Genomic DNA, 18,142 nt, shown 5'->3' with positions numbered 1-18,142 from the left:
TTCTTATTTGATAAAAACCATACTGAACCATGGAATATATGTAATTAAAAGCAAAATGACAAATTGGACAGCCAGATATGGCAGTATGGTTTTTACTATTTTGATTACCGGCTTTTTGAAGGTGTAGCTTGCTATAAAAAGATTCATTCCGATGGGCGGGGTCAAAAAACCGAGGGCTAGGTTAGTTAAAAAGATTACTCCCATGTGCACAGGATGTATACCGAAACTTTCAGCAACAGGAATTATAAGGGGCGAAACTACCAATATGGCAGAGTATAAGTCCATAATACAGCCTACTATCAACAGCAGAATGTTTAATAGCAGCAGAAATAAAACTTTTGAACCGACAAAAGTAATTGCAAGTTCCGAAAGCATTTGGGGGATACCTGCATAGACTAAAAAGAAGGCAAGCCCTTTTGCGGCTCCTATTATTACGAGCACTCCTCCTGCAACCGGTATACTTTGCAAAATAACGTCAAAAGCTTTTTTTACGCTAAAATCTTTTCTTATAAAAACTTCAAGCACAAACGAATATAGAACCGTAAAGGCTGCGGTTTCAAACAGGCTGAAATAGCCTCCAAAATATACAATTACTATCAATATGGGAAGAAGAAGCTCGAAAAATCCCGCCTTAAAACTTTTAAAAAGAGCCTCTTTTGAAAACCTAATTCTTTTTGAGTTTTTATCCTTTATGATTCCTATGGCCATCATCGACAAGGCTAAGAGTGCTCCCGGAAGGACAGCACCCTTAAAAAGGTCAAATATGTTTACGGTCATAAAATTAGTTGCTCCATAAACTATAACGGCCAAACTAGGAGGCAATAAAAGGCCTATAGAACCGGAGGCTGTTATAAGAGCTTCCGAATCATCTTCGGTATAACCCGAACCGGTCAAAATTACGCTTAAAATTCCTCCCAGGGCCAATATTGTTACGCCTGAAGCTCCTGTAAAGGTTGTAAAAAATGTTGCGACCAATACTGCTGAAATTACAACACCGCCCCTTATACATCCGACAGAGCTTTTTACAAAGTCCAAGAGCCTTTTTCCTGCACTCCCGCCTGCCAAAAGGTAGCCTGCAACCGTAAATAGAGGAATTGCCGCTATGGAGGTATCCGTTAAAATGTTATAGGTTTCCATGGGGATGCTTTCAACATATCCTCCTGTAGTCATAAACGCAAAATATGCTAAACCTAAAAGTGCAATGTAAAGCGGTATTCCGAAAAGGCTGAGAACGGTAAACACTAAAACAATTAGCCAAATGACATTTCCTGAAAAATTTTGTACGGATATGGAAATACCGCTTAAAATAGATGCGATACCTGAATTGTTTATTTCAGGGTACCATGAACCGAATATTAAATTTAAAAGCCCTAAAATAGAGCCCGTACTTATTAAAAAACCCAATAAAATACCGCCTATGCTTGTGAAGACACTCTTGCTTCTTTTTATTTCCAATACAAGCATTGCCAAGTACATTGGAGGGAGTGCAGAAAAGAAAATTTTTATTGGGATATATAAAACATGATCTTCGGAAGAAATCATATTATAGTTTGGAAATACCGAAAAAAATACGGCTGTAAGGACTGCTATATTGATGCATGCAAGAACCTTATAAATTATGTTTTGAATTTTTTGATTGAATTTGGATGTAAAAATTTCTATATTTAGTTGTTTTTTATCTGCTGTTGTTATAATACCTGCAAGGCATGCAAATACAAACACAAGTTGAACAATCAATCTTTCCGATTCTAAACTATTTTTCCCAAAACCTACGGTTATGTGGATAACAAACGGCAGCACAACCAGCACTGCCGTAAGAGCTAGAATAAAACCATTAACTATCTTTCTCATTTTGTAATAATATACTTATTTGCGGTATGCTTCAAGCTCTGCAGAAATCTTTTCATATATTTCAGCATTTATTAAACCCGGAATAGTTTTTTGTACCCGTTGCATATCGGAGTTGAACTCTTTTGTCCATTCCTTTCTTTGCTGAGGATTCAGACTTATTATTTTTAAACCGTCCTGCCTCATTTTTTTTACATAGTCTTTTTCCATATCTTCAAGAGCTGCATTTAATTTTTTTGTTGTTTTATCCATTGCTTCCAGCATTGCCGGTTTATACTCATCAGGGATAAGTGCCCAAGATTCGTCGGCAATTACGAAGCCTGCCATTATAGGACATAAGCGGGCATCAAGTATGTAAGATACGTCTTTGTGCAGTCTCAGTGTATAAGCAAGAATTGAAATCGATGTGAAACTCCTTGCCCCTGTCACAGCTTTTAGTTCTTGATTGAATTTTGCGGGAGCTACGGGTGATACATTAAAGCCTGATATTTTTAGAACATCTGCAAAGTCTTTTGTATCGTTTGAGCATATCATTTTTATCTTTTTTAATTCAGCAAGGCTTGAATAGGAATCCTTTGTATAAAATGAGAGCCACCCAACATTTGACCATGTTATAAGTTTACACCCGTTTTTTTGAATTTCATTTCCAAAGGCATATCCGTACTTACTTAATACAAAATCAAGTTCTTCTTGATTTTGTATTAAAAATGGAAGAGACAGGGTAAAAATTTTTGCATTCGGTGCAAGCTCATTTAGGCCGACCGGACTTAAGATAGCCCCGTCAATTTGAGGTCTTTGTCCCGGGCGGGGCGGTTTCATCTTTACAATGCCTGCCTTTTCTCCTCCAAGGACTGTCATATCCATAAACCTAACGCTTACAAGACCCTTTGTTATTTTGTTCCATTCTTGGGCTAGTTTTTTTAATTCAATGTCCCAAGGGGTTCTTGCCGGAGCACTGCTTGCAATCTTTAAAACGATTTTCTGTTGAGCAAAAACGCCTGAAATCATTACAAGTACAAAAAAAGCAAACAATAATTTTTTCTTCATTCCATATCTCCCAATATAAACATTTCCTTATTTTCTTTTAGCCATTTTGCATATCTTTGCGAAATGCTTATGGCCAGCTTATTAGTTGGCTTATTAGCCAGCTTATTAGCCGGATCCGATTCGGGATTGATTGCTAAGGCTTTTTCGATTGCTTCATCAAATCCCTTGCCGTCCTGCCTAGGTACACAAAAAGAGAGGGCATAGGTTACATAAATTGAAGGACTTTTCCCTCCGGCTAGCTCAAGGGCATTTTTATAGGCTATCTCGGCCTTTTCAATATTTCCGCCCAGACTGTCCGGTGCTGAGGCGTAAAATTTAGCCAAAATTTCCCACACTGCTCCTTCAGAATAATCAGGATCAAGGCTGCAAACTTTTTCAAGCATCAGCCTAGCCCCTTGAACGGCTTGTAAACTTTGAATATCTAAGGGATCAAGGGAAAAGGCTGCCAAAATGCCGGCTCCTGCCCAATGTAAGGCTTCCGTATCATAGGGTTTACAATTTTTGAGCATTGCCTCTATTTTTTCCGTATTATCGGAATTTATAGCTTCGGTAAATCCGGGATAGGCTATATCGAGGGCCGAAAGGATTTTGTTATATCCTCTTTTATAAAACTTTTTTGCTCTATTAAAAGCCTCATCTTTTTTATCGTATTCGTCATCCGAAAGATAATTGGCAGGACCTTCTACAAATACGTTTGCATACATTATGTAAAGCTCGCCCGTCATTATTGCAAGCCCCCTATGTGCGGGGTTTGCAATGTGCATCCCCTCATAGAGTTTCAAAATGACTGGAAAAACCTCTCCTACGAGTTCTATATCATCCTCTTCGGTTAAGGCTGTAATGGGATTCGGAGCATCGGGATCAGGCTTTATTTTTTTTTCGGGAAGGGGAGCCATGGCATTTGCTGCCGAATTATAGGCCATTTTTTTTATTGAACATGAAGAAAAACCAAGAAGAGTTAAGGTAAAAAATAACCCTATGAACATTATAAATCCATTATTTTTTTGTAGTTTTTTCATTTTTCCAGTCCTCTATAAATTTTTCATAGGCTGATATTGAAGCTGAAAGGGCTATTTCATGAACCTTGCTGCGTCCGTCAATATTGTTTCCTTCAAGTACATAAAGAGCCTCTAGGGTGCCTTGAAGATCATCTATCGAGCAGTCTTTATCGTGCTCCCGTCTTCTTGTTAAAACCCTTATTTCGTCATCAAATAGTTCGTCAAATTTTTTTGTTTCCCAGTCTGTGGTTTCCGGCATATTTGAGTAATATACTCAATTTTAATATTTTTTACAAGAAGTACTTCTTTGTCTTTTTAGCGTACTTGACATATCTTTCTTTTAATAATAGACTGATTTTAAACACGATGAATTTGAGGAGGCGGAATATGGCAAGAAAGATTAAACTTGTATTGGGTGTAATAGGCTCTGATTGTCATGCTGTCGGTAATAAAATTTTGGATTACTCTTTGACTGAAGCCGGTTTTGAGGTAAACAACATAGGCGTTTTAAGTCCCCAAGAGGACTTTATAAATGCAGCCCTTGAAACGAATGCGGATGCGATTTTGGTATCTTCCCTTTACGGACAAGGCGAGCTTGACTGCAAGGGCTTGCGCGAAAAATGCGATGAAGCAGGCTTAAAGGGTATTAAACTTTTTGTAGGCGGAAACATAGTTGTAGGTAAACAGGATTTTGACGATGTTCACAAACGTTTTACCGATATGGGATTTGATCATGTTTATCCTCCGGGAACTCCGGTTGAAACGACTATTAAAGATTTATATGCGGATTTTCCCGATCATGCATAGAACTTAACTTGAATTTAAAATTTACTCAAAATGAACTGCTATTTATTTGTTGACTTCGGAAGTACCAACACGAAGATAACTCTTGTGGATATCGAAAAAGAAGACATAATCGGCACGGCGAAAGCTTATACTACCGTTGAAACCGATGTTATGACCGGCTATAATAATGCCCTTGAAATCTTGCACAAAAAAACCGGAACGGATTATAAGGTAGTAAAAAGCCTTGCTTGTTCTTCGGCCGCAGGAGGCTTGAAGATTATAGCCATAGGCCTTGTACCTGAACTTACAAGCGAGGCGGCAAAACGGGCTGCTCTGGGGGCGGGAGCCAAGGTAATTCACACTTACAGCCACAATCTTAACAAAGGTGAAGCTGAGGAGATAGTAAACTCAAATGCGGATATAATCCTCTTAGCTGGCGGAACCAATGGAGGCGATTCGCGCTGTATAATACACAATGCAAAAATGCTTGCAGATTACGGTATTAAGGTTCCTGTTGTAGTTGCAGGCAACAAGAGTGCCGAAGATGAAATAATCGAAATCTTTAAAGACAAGGTAGACTATCATCTGGCTGAAAATGTAATGCCCAAGATAAACAAACTCAATGTTGAAAGCGCCCGCGAAACAATCCGCAGCATCTTTATGAATAATATTGTGCATGCAAAGGGTATGACCCATGTCGAAAACAATATCGATAATATCCTAATGCCCACACCTGCAGCTGTTCTAAAGGCCGCTCAAACTCTTTCTGAAGGTACTGAAAATGAAGCCGGTTTAGGCGACCTTATCGTCATAGATATAGGAGGGGCTACAACCGATGTTCATTCCGCCGCCGACGGGGACCCTACCCAAGGTTCGGTTTTTTATACGGTCTCCCCGAAGCTTTTTTAAAACGCACTGTCGAGGGAGACCTTGGAATGCGCTACTCCCTTCCGACCGTAGCCTCAGTACAAGGCCCTCATGGGCTTAGGCACTATCTTTCAAAAGAATATAAGTACAATATTGAAGAAGAAGTCAAAAAAAGAAATGAGCACACGGATTTTATTTCTGAAAACGAAAAGGATTTGGCCTTTGATTGTGCCGTTGCCAAGGTATGTGCCGATGTTTCTATGAGCCGTCATGTAGGAGTTTTGACTCCTGTTTATACCGGCTGCGGAGCCAGTTTTCAGCAAGAAGGAAAGGATTTAACCCAGCTGCGTTACGTAATAGGGACAGGCGGTATTTTGGTTTATAATTCCCATTATAAAGAAATTATGGAAGCTTGCAAATTCCGTGAGGATGATCCTTTTAGCTTAAAACCTAAAAATCCCCAGTTCCTCCTTGATAAGGAGTATATTTTATCGGCCATGGGGCTTTTGGCCACCGAAGAACCCGATATGGCAATAAGGATAATGAAAAAATATCTGGTGTAAACCAATCCTTTGGATTTATCCTATGGATTTTATCCTCTGGATTTTGGAATTTTGCACGGAAATCAATTTTGGATTTTGGCTTGACTTTTTGCGGGTTTTAGTGTAGAATAGGCACTTAATTATGTGAATAGCCGCAAAAAGGTGCGGCAAATACGTTTTTTAATTTTAGATATTTTGTAGTGGAGGATTGAGTATGGCTGTACCAAGAGCAAATACTTCAAAGGCTAGAACAAGACGCCGACGCGGTATAAATATGCGTTTACAAGCGCCTAATCTTGTTGAGTGTTCCGGATGCGGTAACTTGATTATGCCTCATCATGTATGCCCCAAGTGCGGGTTTTATAAAGGCAAACAGGTTGTTAACCCCGATAAATTAGACTAGAGGAGATGGTTTTATGGATGATTTATTCAAAAAAATTCAGCAATTAATTGCAGCAAAGTTGGAAATTGATGAAGATAAAGTTACTTTAGATTCTTCATTCCGGCAGGACTTAGGTGCCGACAGTCTTGACACCTATGAACTCGTTTATGCCCTCGAAGAGGATATGGGTATTAAGATCCCGGACGAAAAGGCAAATGAGTTTGAAACTGTCCGAGATGCTTATGAATTTATCAAAACGCAGCAAAAATAAGTTTTGTTTTTAGGAGGAGTTCTTTGTTTCCTATAAAATGCGGTCTTGAGCCCAAAAGGAAGCAGGAGCTCCTTGAATTTCAAAAGCAAGCGGGATTGAAATTTAAAGATTTACGCTTGCTGGATCTTGCTTTCCATCACAGATCTTTTTCTAATGAAAATAATAGTTTTCACGCGAATAACGAAAGACTGGAATTTCTAGGTGATTCCGTACTGGGGCTTATTGCGGCTTCTTATCTTTATAAATCCTTTCAAGATAGGCCTGAAGGGGAGTTGGCAAAAATAAAGGCATCCGCTGTTTCGGAAGAAGCTCTATCTAAAACCGCTCATGAGCTAAACATAAGTAAATATTTGGTTTTGGGTAAGGGAGAAGAAATGTCCGGCGGGCGGGAAAAAAAGGCTATTCTTGCCGATGCTCTTGAAGCTGTCATAGGGGCTTACTACCTTGATTCCGGCTTTAAGACAGCTCAAAAATTTGTGCTTAACCTTTTAGAAAAAACTATCACTTCGGTTTTAGAAAAAAAATTTATAAGCGATTATAAATCCCTCCTTCAAGAATTTGTACAAAAGAAATTTAAAACAGTTCCGAAATATGAGCTTAAAAAGATGAGCGGTCCAGACCATGACCGCACCTTTTGGTTCTCGGTTTCAATAAACGGTAAGGGTTACGGCCCCCTTTCCGGTAAAACAAAAAAGAAGCGGAGCAGGCTGTAGCAAAAGTGGCCTATGAGAACCTCTATGCTGAGGCTGCTGTGTCAAAATAGCTCTATTTAAGATGAAAATTTGGCACAATAGTATTTTTTGTCCCTTTTAAGCTCTATCATTTTTTAATAGACATAAATTTACATTTCTTTTATAATTGTGTAACTCTATATTGAATATAGACTTATGGTATTTAATAAATTTTTTATCCTTTTGTTTTAATTTGGCATAAAAATTGCTTGTATTTAAGTGAAGAGTTTGAAAGAAAAACTTATAAGCAGGAGGTGCTTTATGAATAGTTTAAGTCTTTTTAGTCCGTCTTTTACGGACAGCGTATTTGATGCCCTTGATAGGAGCTTGGGACCCAATTTTGGAGTTTTTGCTCCGATCAAGAATGCAAGCTGCGGAATGCCTAGTGTAGATATCCGCGAAACGGAAAAAGCCTATGTAATGGAAGTAGATCTTCCGGGTTATAGCGAAAAAGATGTTGAAATTAGCTTAAAAGATAGGCTTATGACAATCTCATCTTCTAAGAAGGAAGAAAAGGAAGATAAGAGTGCAGAATACATCATAAAGGAACGAAGCTCAAGACATTTTATGAGGCGGTTTACATTGCCTGAGGATATAAATGCCGATGAAGTTTCTGCAAAATTTGAAAACGGTGTTTTGGTTGTAAATATTCCGAGAAAACCGGATACTCAGCCTAAACAGATCGAGATTAAAACGGTATAAGAGAATTCGCTGCTATTCACTATAGGACTGCGTCTTGCCTTAGGGCAGGGCGCAGTTTTTTTATATGCGTTTGGTAATTAAGTAATAATGCTTTTTATAAAAAAGACCGATAACTGTATTGATGGTTTCTGTATATAGACAATATGAAAATTCCAACTACTCTGTTTTAGCTAATTCACTTTTGCGTAAGGAATTTCTTTACGGCTTAAAATTTTTTGCCGTTCAAGAAAATTTTATGAGTGAGCAAGGAGCCGTATTGCGTATGAGAATTTCCTTAGCCTGTGTAGAAGCCGAAGCAGTGGTAATCGATGCTTACATTCAAACCGACGGGAATCTATCATATCTTTTCGTTTTGTGTTCATCAATTTTATCCCCTCAAATTTTTTCTGAAGCCGTAAAAAATATCCTCCCGAATGCGGTTATCGAAGAGTTTTATAAAACTCAGGCCGAAGGATATTTGGAATCGGCTTCTGAAGAAGCGCTGGCAAAAAAGCCCATCCCATTTTTTTCGCCATTAGGAACAAATTCAGAATCAAACCATCTTTTAATATCTCTTTTTATTGAGCATAAAGCTCTTATTTTAGAAAATAAAAAAGGCGGCCTTTTAGAGCAGTGCTTAAAGCATAAGGCTCGGAGCCTTTTAAATGAGGCTTCCGAGATACGCAAATATTCTGCTGCGAATTTGGATGTAAACATATTGTTATTTCAAAAGGAAAATCTAATCCTATCTATTCCGGTTTTTCAGGTCAAAAAAATAGATAAGGATGTTTTTCAAAAAAGATTTATTCAAATTCTTCCGGAATACGGAGGAAAAAAAATCTATATAGACGATGTCTTTTGCATAAAAAACATAAATCTTTCAAAAGTAAATTTTATTAAAAGATTAAAACGCGGTGTGTATGAAATTACAATTACCGGTTCTCAAGAAATTTTGCTCTTCAATCTTTTAGTACCTTCAATGTATGAGTGACGGGTATCTCTAAAAACCGAAGTATTTAATCAACCCCACGACGCAAGCGTTACCGAGAAACGGCGGATATTAAACCGCAAGAATAAAACTTTTTTGTCTTATCTTTAGCCAAATGAAAAATTTTTATAGAATTTTACTATCTCTTGTAAAAAATTTGAATAATAATAGTAGGACGGCAAGACTTATTTGCTATTCTAAGGAGAAACATTATGTCAAATGAACAGCCTATTTTAAACCCCAAAACGGATTGGGTTTTTAAGCTGATGTTTTCAAAAGGAGAAGAAGGAAACAAGGCCCTAATAAGCTTTTTAAACGCTTTTTTAGAAGATTCTTACGGTAAAATCACAAAGGCCGAAATCATAAACACCGAACTTATTCGGGATAGGCCTTCGGGAGAAACTTACCGCCTCGATTTTTTGATTAGAACCGACAACGGCCTTCTTGTCGACCTTGAAATGCAGCAGTTTTGGAAAACAAACTATCCTCGCAGAAGTCAAATGTACCTTATGCGCCTCGCTTCCCGCTTTTTAAAGACTGAGCCTAAAGAAGACGATTTTTTATACGCTATAAGCCTTTCAGTTTTCGGCTGCGATGTTCCTAAAAACGCAGAGCCGGTAAAAATGCCTGAGAGCTCTATAATTCAATATCTTTATGTTGAATTAAATGAGCTAATAGGTTATACTATGAAAAAGAGATTGGAAGAGTATAACTTAAAAGACTTTTGGATAAGGTTTTTAGCCAACTATGAAGAAGACAAAAAAAGCGGAATGTTGGAAAAATTGTGCAGCTTAGAGGAGGGTATAAAAATGGCAGAAGCAACACTCTTTAGGGTAACTGATGAAGAGAGGCGAATGGCAATAGAACTCTCTGACGAAAAATACCGGATGTATGTGGAAGATGAGCGCAGCGAAGCTAGAAGAGAAGGCTTGGCTGAGGGTTTAGCGGAAGGCAGAGCCGAAGGAAAAAGTATAGGATTAACCGAAGGACGAGCTGAAGGCTCATATCAAGCAAAGCTGGAAATGGCAGCGTCTTTTAAAAGGCTCGGAGTTGATATTGATAAAATAGTTGAAGGTACAGGCCTTAGTCGTAAAAAAATAGAAGCCTTATAATTTAAAATGCGGTATTAAAAATGCGGCCTACGTATAGACAGGCCGTAAATTTTTGTGTAAACTCGAATTTCTATGCGCTATCCTGTTTCAAAAAAAATGAAAGAAATCGCTTCTATTTTTTTTAATGCCGATTTTTCGGCCTACCTTGTCGGCGGAGCTGTTAGAGACTGGTTTTTAGGGAAACTGTGTAAGGATTATGATATAGCAACCGATGCCGAACCGAAGGAAGTTCAAGCTCTTTTCCGCAAGACGATTCCTACGGGGATAGCCCACGGTACGGTTACTATCTTATATAAGGGCGAAAAAATAGAATGTACCACTTTCCGCTGCGAGGCTGATTATTCCGACGGCAGGCGGCCGCAGAGTATTAGCTATGTCCGTTCAATCGAAGAGGATTTGAGCCGCAGAGACTTTACTATGAATGCAATAGCCGTTTCTTTAAAAGACGGCTCCATTGTCGACCCCTTTGACGGCGTAAAATCGATAAAATCAAAAATTATTAAAACCGTCGGCTCTCCCCTTGCCCGTTTTGGGGAAGACGGTTTGAGGCCGATAAGAGCAATCCGCTTTTCTTCGCAGTTGGGCTTTAAGATAGAAGAAGAAACTTTAAAGGCTATTCCTTTAAGTATTGAGACTTGCAAAAAAGTTTCGATAGAGAGGTTTCGGGATGAATTCGTTAAAATACTTTTAAGTGAGCATCCTATAATTTCTTTAAGACTCTTGGAAGATACGGGACTTTTAAAAGTATTTTTGCCCGAACTTTCTGATTGCCGCGGGGTCGAGCAAAAAGGAATGCACTCATTCGATGTGCTTGACCACAGCTTTTTAAGCTGCGATGCCGCTCCGCAAGATAATCTTATTGTGCGCTTGGCTGCTCTTTTCCACGATATAGGAAAGGTAAGTACCAGAGAAAAAAATGAGTACGGCGATTACACCTTTTATAAGCATGAGGCGGTTTCGGAAAAACTCACCAAAAATATAATGCAGCGTTTAAAATTTCCGAATAAGGAAATTGAAGAAGTTTGTCATTTGGTGGGGCTTCACATGTTTCATTATACGGAGGATTGGAGCGATGCTGCCGTCCGCCGCTTTATAGTCAGAGCCGGGGTAGAAAATATTCCGAATCTCTTTGAATTGAGAAGAGCCGACGGTTTCGGTATGACGGGAAAGGCTCCCGATTTAAGCAATTTGACTGCATTTAAAAAGAGGCTTGAAAAAGTCATAGCAGAAGACTCTGCCCTCAGCTTAAAAGATCTTGCTGTCGGAGGCAGAGAGCTGATTGAAATCGGAATTCCTGCAGGTCCTAAGCTCGGCATAATCTTACAAAAGTTATTTGAAGCTGTCCTTGAAGACCCTTCGCAAAATACTAAGGCCCAACTTTTAAAAATTGCGGAGGCAATAAATTCCAATTTAAGCTAAATTATTGATATAAAATTATTGATATAATATAAAAAATATGATAGGTTAAGCTATGTTTGTAAAATTAGATGCAGAATTGACACCGATTGATCCCCGGACTGAAAAAATAACTGGACATGTTGCAGGATATATAAAATTTAAGGAGCTCATTGAGCTTCAAGGGCTTTTAGGCCTTGACCCTCTTTTTATCGAGCAATGCAGCGATTTTTCCCAACAAAATACCCTCGGCGTTTGGGAAGACTACAGTTTCGGCGTTATAAATATAATCGAAATGGAAAATATTTTTAAAGACCGCGATACAATAGGCCTTTATATATCTAAAAATCTTTTTTTGGCCATAGAAATTATAGACAAGGACTATTCTACTCAAAAAGCTTTTGAAACTGCTTTACAGCAAACTATAGTTCGCGAAAGAAATATTCCGCGTATTCTTAACCGTTTTTTTAAAGAGCTTATCAAGTCGCATGCCGGCGTCTATTACCGTTTTAGAAACAAAATATCTGAACTGGAAATGAGGGTTTGGGAAAAAATAGAAGAAGACACTCACTTTGAAGCGGAGCTTTCGAATATAAACAACGAACTTTTGACCCTCTTTAGCTATTATGATCAGTTGGAAGATTTTTGCCAAGACCTGGCCGAAAATGAAAACGAAATTTTTACCGAAGAAGAGTTGACCATTATAAACCTTCTTTCAAAGAGGGTAGAGCGTTATGGAGCAAATATCCGTATTTTAAGAGAGTATTCGAATCAGTTGCGGGAATCTTATCAAGCTCAGCTGGATCTCCACTTAAATAAGATTATGAAAATCTTTACTGTTGTAACTACAATCTTTCTTCCGTTGACCCTTGTAGCAGGCTGGTACGGTATGAACTTTAGCTACATGCCCGAACTTTCATGGAAGTACGGCTATCTTACTGTTATAATATTGAGTATTGTCATTGTCGTTTTAGGACTTTGCTGGTTTAAAAAGAAAAAACTGATATAAAAATCATTATTGCCTAATGCAACTGAGATTCGGTATTATAAACGGAAAATTTAGTGAGCATACTCTCGTGTTAAAAGAAGAACAATTCGATATAAACTAAGTAAATCCTATAAAACGGATAGCCCGAGGCTTTTTATAAAGACCGTTTCAGGAGATTGTAGAATTAAAAGGCCTTAAATTTTATTTATTTCTTGACTAAAATATAAAAATAATGTATGCTCTTTATAACATTTTATGAGAGGGCTTTGATATTGGTACCATTTTAATATACTCTTCAATATTCCTTTTTAATAAATGCTGATTAGCTTTTCCATACTTTTATTATCGGCTGTTTTTAGTCGACTTGATTTCCGTGTAGAATGCACCCGATGGGGGCCTTGCTTTTTTTTGAAAATATTTATAATTACTAAAAGGTTATAGACAAATAAGGTTCTTAAATTATTTTTTAAGATTAAAAGGGAAACCGGTGAAAAACCGGCACAGCCCCCGCTACTGTAATTGAGTTTGTTTATCATTGTATTTCTAATATTTGTCATTATTGGAAGCATAAGCCACTGTTAATATGGGAAGGCGATAAACTTTAAATCATAAGTCAGGAGACCTGCCTATTTGTATTTCGAATCCTTCGGAGGGAGGGAAAATCGGAAAACTAACTATTGTACAGCTATATTTTACTGTCGGTCTCTTCTAAACAAAGCAAAGCTGTAGACTATGTTTTTCGCTTTTTCATTATTTTATCTCCGTTTTATTTTTAAATAAGGTATATTGTAAACATTTGTTTACAGTTGAGTTTGCGCTTAGATTATAAGTCTTTAGACTAAAAATATTATAGGAGTTTTTCTATGAAAAAATTGACAGGAATATTTTTATTTTTATTCTTGGTATCTATGGTTTCATTTGCACACTTCCAAATGATTTATACCCCGACTTCAATTGTTGAAGGCAATTCTGTTGAGTTCAAGATTGTTTTTACTCATCCTGCCGAATCAGGACTAGTAATGGATATCGGTAAAAACGAGGCCGGAGAAGTCAAAGTTTTTGAAAAATTCTTTTCGGTTCATGACGAAAAAATTCAAGATCTTCTACCTTCATTAAAGAAAACGGAATTTACTACTGCCGAAAATACGGCTTTGGCCTATGATCTGACCTTAAACAGGGATAACGGCTTTAAAGGGGGCGGAGACTGGGTCTTGGTAGCAGTTCCCCATCCTTATTATGAAGGTAGTGAAGATAAATATATTCAGCAGATTACTAAGGTCTTTATCAATAAGGACGAGCGTCCGACAGATTGGGAAAAAAGATGTGCCGACGGTTATCCCGAAATTTTACCCTTGGTAAAGCCCTATGACGTTTGGGTCGGCGGTGTTTTCCGCGGTACTGTTGTCGATTCAAAAGGGAAACCGGTTCCCAATGCGGAAATTGAAGTTGAATACATAAACTTTGATGTAAACATGAAAAAAAGCAAATTTGAGAAGAAGGCAAAAACAAAAAATGCCGCTGCCGTTATTTTAGCCGATGCAAACGGAAACTTCTCCTTTATTCCTCACAAGGCCGGGTACTGGGGTTTTGCTGCCCTTGGTGCAGGTAATGTAAAAGAATTTGAGGGTAAAGAATTTTCGCAGGATGCCGTGCTCTGGATTGAGGCAATGCCGCTAAAATAAGGAATATCCTTATTTAGCTTATAGATAATTTATATTAACTTAAAGGAGTTTATTATGGTTAATAAAAAAATGGGTGCAAAGATTGCACTTATACTGGGTTACACTCGCAGTTATTTTTACTGCCTGTAAGTCAATGCCTGCTGTAAAAATGAATGATAAATTTACAGCCGGAATGGAATTGGCCGCCTGGAAGGGCGAATGGGTTTCTGCAGATATCATAAAAGATAATCCATCTTTAAAAGCAGCTTATAAAAAAACAGCAGCAGATATGCCCTTTTATACACCTGAAGGCCTTGAAGCCGCTGCCTTGGATATGTACAAAGCTCCGGCGGTAAAGGCAAAGTTTGACGGTACAAACACTGTGCTTTTTACATACTTGGATAAAGCCGGTAACGAAAAGCAAATTTCCGTCAAATACAAATATATGGGACAAAAAGCTGACGGCGAGTCTCCTGATACTATTTGGGAAACATTTGAGGCTGTAGAAGATAAACTTGAAAATGCAAACTTTAAGTATTTTATATCAATGCCTCCCAGTGCTCACGGAAACAGCCCTATCCACTGGCATGCCCGTTTTGGAAGCCGAAGTATTGACCGTCTTATAACCGGTGCAGGAAAATGGCCTACATACTATTCTGCATTCACATCTGAGGCAGACCTTGTTAAAATGTTTGAATCTTCAATCCAAAATATGCCTAAGTGGTGCCCTGTTTCTCCCTTTGAATCTTATGCAGTTCACGGCAAATGGATTAATGCATTATCTATTTTTGAAAATACAAGTAAAGAGGTCGAAGCCGCCTATGCAAAGGTTGTAAAAGAATTTGCAGGCAAAGATCCCAAGGGTGGAGATTTTACAAAGGCTGAAATTATTGCAGAATTACAAAAAAGAGATAAATCCGTTAAAGATTACTCTCACTTGGAATTTATTGTAAAAGACGGAAAAAATGAGCTGGTCTTTTATAAAGGGGATAAAGAAGTCTTTAGATCAAGCTATGTCCGTGTCGGTGCAAGTCCTTCAAGACCATATATGACGATGAAGGCTGAAAGAAAGGATGCCGGTATGTATTCTTTGATTTCATTTGTAGCTGTACATGGTACTGCTCCTATGCTGCATTTTCACTTGTGGTATGGTAATAATGAAAAAGAACTTGAAGACTTTGAAGGAACTCCCACCTGCTACAGAGCGGCCCTTACAGACGCTGAAATTGCCGCAAGTGTAGAAAAAGAGGCAAGAAATCTTTTAGAGAGATTAACTAAGGTTAAAAAATAAATTTTATTGGGAACCTATTTGAGGTTCCCAAATTTTAATACTTTTTCGGAAGCTGATTCGCTATCCGCTTTAGCGGATACGATGAAAAATTTCCTTACAGAACAGAGCCAAAAGGCTCTGAGGCTTCCTTCAAAAAATTTTTATGGGAGGTGTGATAAACAGTTCGGCAGAAATAGTGCCTCACTGTTTATCTGACGAGTTTTGTGCTTTGCACAAAACATCGCATTATTGATTGCCGTTTCTTACAGGTATTGCGAAACGGCGTAAAAAGTCAAATCGAAAATTGATATTTTCTCATTGACTTTTTATAGGAGAAAGAGAAATGAAAAAAAGAACAGCTATCTTTATTTGTTTTTTAGTGCTGGGAGCAGCTCTTTTGTTTGCTCATAGTGTTATCTTTAATTGCTATGATAACGGTGACGGGACATTCCTTTGCCAAGGCAGTTTTTCGAACGGTGCATCTGCTGAAGGTGTAGAGATTCGAATCGAAAATCCCAAAGAAAAGGATTCGAAAAAAAAGATTATACTTAAGACTACGCTTGATAAAAACGGAGAAGCTATAATTAAGTATGCCGACATCAAGATCAAAGATTTTTTGATTATTTTTGATGCAGGTGAAGGCCATGTTGTAAAACTAAAATCAAACCAGATTAAAAAATAAGTTTTATTTGGGTGTATTTTCATCGGTGCAAGAACAACGATTAAAATACACCTCCTTTTTTTCGTTTAAAAGAACATCGGCACTGTGCCAGCTTAAGGTTGCGCATTTTATACGGGCAGGCATTTCGGCAAAGTATTCCAAGATTTGAGCATCTTCCAATTCTTCCTTTTCTTCTTCTGAAACCTCATTTCCGTTCATCATCTTAAAAAATATTTCTATCTTACGTTTGCCTTCTTCTGAGGGCTTTCCTTTTATCAGCTCAATCAGCATATTTGTAGAAGCCGTAGAAATGGCACAGCCTCTCCCTAAAAAGGAAGCATCTTCTATAATACCATCTTTTTCCCGGATAAGGAGGGTAAGGTCATCACCGCATGAAGGATTATGGCCTCTTTCTATCTTTACCCCTTCACCTGAAAGCTCGCGGCAGTTTTCTTTTTTTCGAGAGTATTCTAAAATCATTTCCTGATAAATCGTATCTATGTCCATTTATATTCCTTATCAATATTATTTTTAAGTTTTTTTAATTCTTTAAAAAAACGCTTTTTACTTTTTTTAAGGCAGTGACCATAACATCAATGTCTTCCTTTGTGTTAAAAATAGAAAAACTTGCACGGCAGCAGGAATTTATGTTTAGGTAAGTCATCAGGGGCTGTGTACAATGATGTCCGCTTCTTACCATAACACCGTATTCGTTTAATATGTAAGATGTGTCATGTGAGTGAACGCCTTTCACGTTGAAAGCGATTATACCCGCCCGCTCCTTAACATCGGTGCCGTAGGTTTCTACAAAGTCAAGTTTTTTTAATTCCGAAAGAGCGTAAGAGTCCAATTCTTTTACGGTTTTTTCTATATTGTCATAACCGATTTTTTCGATATATTCTATTGCAATTTTAAGAGAAACTATTGCAGCAGTATCGTGGGTGCCACCCTCGTATTTATAGGGGGCTTCCTTAAACTCGCTTGACTCTTCTGTAACAAAATTGATCATATCTCCCCCGTATAAAAAAGGAGGCATCTTATCCAATAGCTCTTTTTTTCCGTAAAGAACTCCGGCTCCGAAGTCCGAAAAAATCTTGTGCCCTGAAAAAGCTAAAAAGTCGCAGTCAATAGCCGATACATCCTGTTTAAAGTGGGCAACGGCTTGAGCTGCATCGACTACAACGACGGCTCCGCTTTCATGGCTTAGCTTAATTACTTCTTCTACAGGGTTTATGAGTCCTGTTGCATTTACTACGCTTGATAGGGCTACTATCTTTGTTTTTGAAGAAAGTTTAGCCTTAAAATCATTTATGTCCAAGGCGCCGTTTTTATTAAGATAGATAAATTTTAAGGCAGCCCCTGTTTGTTTTGCAACAAACTGCCAAGGAACAAGGTTGGCATGATGGTTTGAGACAGCAAGAAGTATTTCATCGCCATGTTTGAGGTTTGATAAGCCGTAACAATAGGCAATTATATTGAGGGCTTCGGTAGAATTTTTTGTAAAGATAATGCTTTCAATTTTATCGGCTCCGATAAATTCGGCAGTCTTTTTCCGTGTTTCCTCAACCAAAATAGAAGAAGCTATTGCAAGGGAATGAGACCCTCTGCCCGCATTTCCGTTTGAGTGTAAAAAATATTCTTTTATGCCTTCTATAACCGGTAGAGGTCTTTGTGCTGTTGCCGCAGAATCCAAATAATGAATGTTAGGATTTTGCATAAGCAAGGGAAAGTCTTTTTTGTACATCTATTTATTGCTCCTTAAAGCGCATTTCTTTCTTTTCATTTTACATAAAAATAAGCCTTTTGTCCAGCAATCGCATTGCCGGCAATCGCATTGCCGGCAATTTCAATTGCCGCAATTTCAATCGCCGGCAATCTCAATACAATCGCAATGCGGTATATTGTAAAGAATTT

General features: G+C 38.0%; 17 protein-coding genes, 2 pseudogenes and 1 riboswitch. Of the genes and pseudogenes, 13 read left to right on the top strand and 6 right to left on the bottom strand.

The genetic code is table 11. The features are described from left to right. Positions 1-3: 3 nt before the first annotated feature. Genes JO40_RS00620 through JO40_RS00605 form a run of 4 tightly spaced genes read right to left on the bottom strand, consistent with a single transcriptional unit; the run spans position 4 to position 4,152 of the window. Complete coding sequence (locus JO40_RS00620; protein WP_044977366.1) at positions 4-1,851, bottom strand: TRAP transporter large permease subunit; 1,848 nt, start codon at positions 1,849-1,851, stop codon at positions 4-6. A gap of 15 nt (positions 1,852-1,866) precedes the next feature. Beyond that, positions 1,867-2,895, bottom strand: a complete 1,029-nt coding sequence (gene dctP / locus JO40_RS00615) for a TRAP transporter substrate-binding protein DctP (RefSeq protein WP_044977365.1) — start codon at positions 2,893-2,895, stop codon at positions 1,867-1,869. Further along, positions 2,892-3,881 carry a TRAP transporter TatT component family protein gene (locus JO40_RS00610; protein WP_044979643.1) on the bottom strand — a complete coding sequence of 330 codons (990 nt, stop codon included), beginning with the start codon at positions 3,879-3,881 and terminating at the stop codon, positions 2,892-2,894. The genes dctP and JO40_RS00610 overlap by 4 nt, the downstream gene beginning before the upstream one ends. Before the next feature lie 10 nt (positions 3,882-3,891). Further along, positions 3,892-4,152: a hypothetical protein gene (locus JO40_RS00605; RefSeq protein WP_044977363.1), complete on the bottom strand. Its 261-nt coding sequence runs from the start codon at positions 4,150-4,152 to the stop codon at positions 3,892-3,894. 128 nt (positions 4,153-4,280) lie between these two features. Between JO40_RS00605 and glmS the strand changes: the two genes are divergently transcribed. The 13 genes and pseudogenes from glmS to JO40_RS00535 all read left to right on the top strand — a co-directional run bounded on the left by glmS (position 4,281) and on the right by JO40_RS00535 (position 16,249). Further along, a complete protein-coding gene (gene glmS / locus JO40_RS00600) occupies positions 4,281-4,700 on the top strand; it encodes a methylaspartate mutase subunit S (RefSeq protein ID WP_044977362.1) in 420 nt (139 codons plus the stop codon). Between the two features lie 30 nt (positions 4,701-4,730). After that, a pseudogene (gene glmL, locus JO40_RS15130) lies at positions 4,731-6,109 on the top strand (methylaspartate mutase accessory protein GlmL). A 193-nt stretch (positions 6,110-6,302) separates the two neighbouring features. Continuing rightward, on the top strand, positions 6,303-6,491 hold the full coding sequence (rpmF, locus tag JO40_RS00590; RefSeq protein ID WP_044977360.1) for a 50S ribosomal protein L32: 189 nt from the start codon (positions 6,303-6,305) through the stop codon (positions 6,489-6,491). Positions 6,492-6,504: 13 nt separating this feature from the next. Further along, a complete protein-coding gene (gene acpP, locus JO40_RS00585) occupies positions 6,505-6,741 on the top strand; it encodes an acyl carrier protein (RefSeq protein WP_044977357.1) in 237 nt (78 codons plus the stop codon). Positions 6,742-6,764: 23 nt separating this feature from the next. Continuing rightward, positions 6,765-7,504, top strand: a pseudogene (gene rnc / locus JO40_RS00580) (ribonuclease III). 229 nt (positions 7,505-7,733) lie between these two features. After that, positions 7,734-8,174: an Hsp20/alpha crystallin family protein gene (locus tag JO40_RS00575; RefSeq protein WP_044977355.1), complete on the top strand. Its 441-nt coding sequence runs from the start codon at positions 7,734-7,736 to the stop codon at positions 8,172-8,174. Positions 8,175-8,295: 121 nt separating this feature from the next. Continuing rightward, on the top strand, positions 8,296-9,144 hold the full coding sequence (locus tag JO40_RS00570; protein ID WP_044977353.1) for a hypothetical protein: 849 nt from the start codon (positions 8,296-8,298) through the stop codon (positions 9,142-9,144). A 209-nt stretch (positions 9,145-9,353) separates the two neighbouring features. Next, a complete protein-coding gene (locus tag JO40_RS00565) occupies positions 9,354-10,253 on the top strand; it encodes a PD-(D/E)XK nuclease family transposase (protein WP_044977351.1) in 900 nt (299 codons plus the stop codon). A gap of 72 nt (positions 10,254-10,325) precedes the next feature. Beyond that, positions 10,326-11,672, top strand: coding sequence for a CCA tRNA nucleotidyltransferase (locus JO40_RS00560; protein WP_044977349.1), 1,347 nt, complete (start codon positions 10,326-10,328; stop codon positions 11,670-11,672). Positions 11,673-11,724: 52 nt separating this feature from the next. Then, entirely contained in the window at positions 11,725-12,657 is a 933-nt protein-coding gene (locus tag JO40_RS00555; protein WP_044977347.1) for a magnesium transporter CorA family protein, read from the top strand. Between the two features lie 409 nt (positions 12,658-13,066). Then, a riboswitch (cobalamin riboswitch) is annotated at positions 13,067-13,280 on the top strand. A 219-nt stretch (positions 13,281-13,499) separates the two neighbouring features. Then, positions 13,500-14,318, top strand: a complete 819-nt coding sequence (locus tag JO40_RS00545) for a DUF4198 domain-containing protein (RefSeq protein ID WP_044977344.1) — start codon at positions 13,500-13,502, stop codon at positions 14,316-14,318. A 148-nt stretch (positions 14,319-14,466) separates the two neighbouring features. Continuing rightward, positions 14,467-15,588 (top strand): ZinT/AdcA family metal-binding protein, encoded by a 1,122-nt coding sequence (locus tag JO40_RS00540; protein ID WP_245608935.1) that lies wholly within the window; start codon positions 14,467-14,469, stop codon positions 15,586-15,588. 322 nt (positions 15,589-15,910) lie between these two features. Next, positions 15,911-16,249, top strand: a complete 339-nt coding sequence (locus JO40_RS00535; protein ID WP_044977342.1) for a hypothetical protein — start codon at positions 15,911-15,913, stop codon at positions 16,247-16,249. Between the two features lie 3 nt (positions 16,250-16,252). Here JO40_RS00535 and sufU read toward each other — a convergent pair whose 3' ends face one another. Then, positions 16,253-16,735: a Fe-S cluster assembly sulfur transfer protein SufU gene (gene sufU / locus JO40_RS00530; protein WP_044977340.1), complete on the bottom strand. Its 483-nt coding sequence runs from the start codon at positions 16,733-16,735 to the stop codon at positions 16,253-16,255. Positions 16,736-16,769: 34 nt separating this feature from the next. Continuing rightward, entirely contained in the window at positions 16,770-17,972 is a 1,203-nt protein-coding gene (locus JO40_RS00525; RefSeq protein ID WP_044977339.1) for a SufS family cysteine desulfurase, read from the bottom strand. Positions 17,973-18,142 lie beyond the last annotated feature (170 nt).

Origin of the sequence: Treponema putidum (genome assembly GCF_000755145.1) — a bacterium.
GTDB lineage: Bacteria > Spirochaetota > Spirochaetia > Treponematales > Treponemataceae > Treponema_B > Treponema_B putidum.
The sequence above is the reverse complement of the archived record's forward strand: the minus strand, read 5'-3'. Positions and strand labels throughout refer to the sequence as shown.

What these genes read in the sequence shown, in the direction of transcription:
- JO40_RS00560 (WP_044977349.1), top strand. Translation starts at nt 10,326, where the DNA reads ATGCGCTATCCTGTTTCAAAAAAAATGAAAGAAATCGCTTCTATTTTT.
- JO40_RS00570 (WP_044977353.1), top strand. Translation starts at nt 8,296, where the DNA reads ATGGTTTCTGTATATAGACAATATGAAAATTCCAACTACTCTGTTTTA.
- JO40_RS00620 (WP_044977366.1), bottom strand. Translation starts at nt 1,851, where the DNA reads ATGAGAAAGATAGTTAATGGTTTTATTCTAGCTCTTACGGCAGTGCTG.
- glmS (WP_044977362.1), top strand. Translation starts at nt 4,281, where the DNA reads ATGGCAAGAAAGATTAAACTTGTATTGGGTGTAATAGGCTCTGATTGT.
- JO40_RS00540 (WP_245608935.1), top strand. Translation starts at nt 14,467, where the DNA reads ATGAATGATAAATTTACAGCCGGAATGGAATTGGCCGCCTGGAAGGGC.
- JO40_RS00565 (WP_044977351.1), top strand. Translation starts at nt 9,354, where the DNA reads ATGTCAAATGAACAGCCTATTTTAAACCCCAAAACGGATTGGGTTTTT.
- sufU (WP_044977340.1), bottom strand. Translation starts at nt 16,735, where the DNA reads ATGGACATAGATACGATTTATCAGGAAATGATTTTAGAATACTCTCGA.
- JO40_RS00555 (WP_044977347.1), top strand. Translation starts at nt 11,725, where the DNA reads ATGTTTGTAAAATTAGATGCAGAATTGACACCGATTGATCCCCGGACT.
- dctP (WP_044977365.1), bottom strand. Translation starts at nt 2,895, where the DNA reads ATGAAGAAAAAATTATTGTTTGCTTTTTTTGTACTTGTAATGATTTCA.
- JO40_RS00525 (WP_044977339.1), bottom strand. Translation starts at nt 17,972, where the DNA reads ATGTACAAAAAAGACTTTCCCTTGCTTATGCAAAATCCTAACATTCAT.
- JO40_RS00575 (WP_044977355.1), top strand. Translation starts at nt 7,734, where the DNA reads ATGAATAGTTTAAGTCTTTTTAGTCCGTCTTTTACGGACAGCGTATTT.
- JO40_RS00535 (WP_044977342.1), top strand. Translation starts at nt 15,911, where the DNA reads ATGAAAAAAAGAACAGCTATCTTTATTTGTTTTTTAGTGCTGGGAGCA.
- rpmF (WP_044977360.1), top strand. Translation starts at nt 6,303, where the DNA reads ATGGCTGTACCAAGAGCAAATACTTCAAAGGCTAGAACAAGACGCCGA.
- JO40_RS00610 (WP_044979643.1), bottom strand. Translation starts at nt 3,881, where the DNA reads ATGTTCATAGGGTTATTTTTTACCTTAACTCTTCTTGGTTTTTCTTCA.
- JO40_RS00605 (WP_044977363.1), bottom strand. Translation starts at nt 4,152, where the DNA reads ATGCCGGAAACCACAGACTGGGAAACAAAAAAATTTGACGAACTATTT.
- JO40_RS00545 (WP_044977344.1), top strand. Translation starts at nt 13,500, where the DNA reads ATGAAAAAATTGACAGGAATATTTTTATTTTTATTCTTGGTATCTATG.
- acpP (WP_044977357.1), top strand. Translation starts at nt 6,505, where the DNA reads ATGGATGATTTATTCAAAAAAATTCAGCAATTAATTGCAGCAAAGTTG.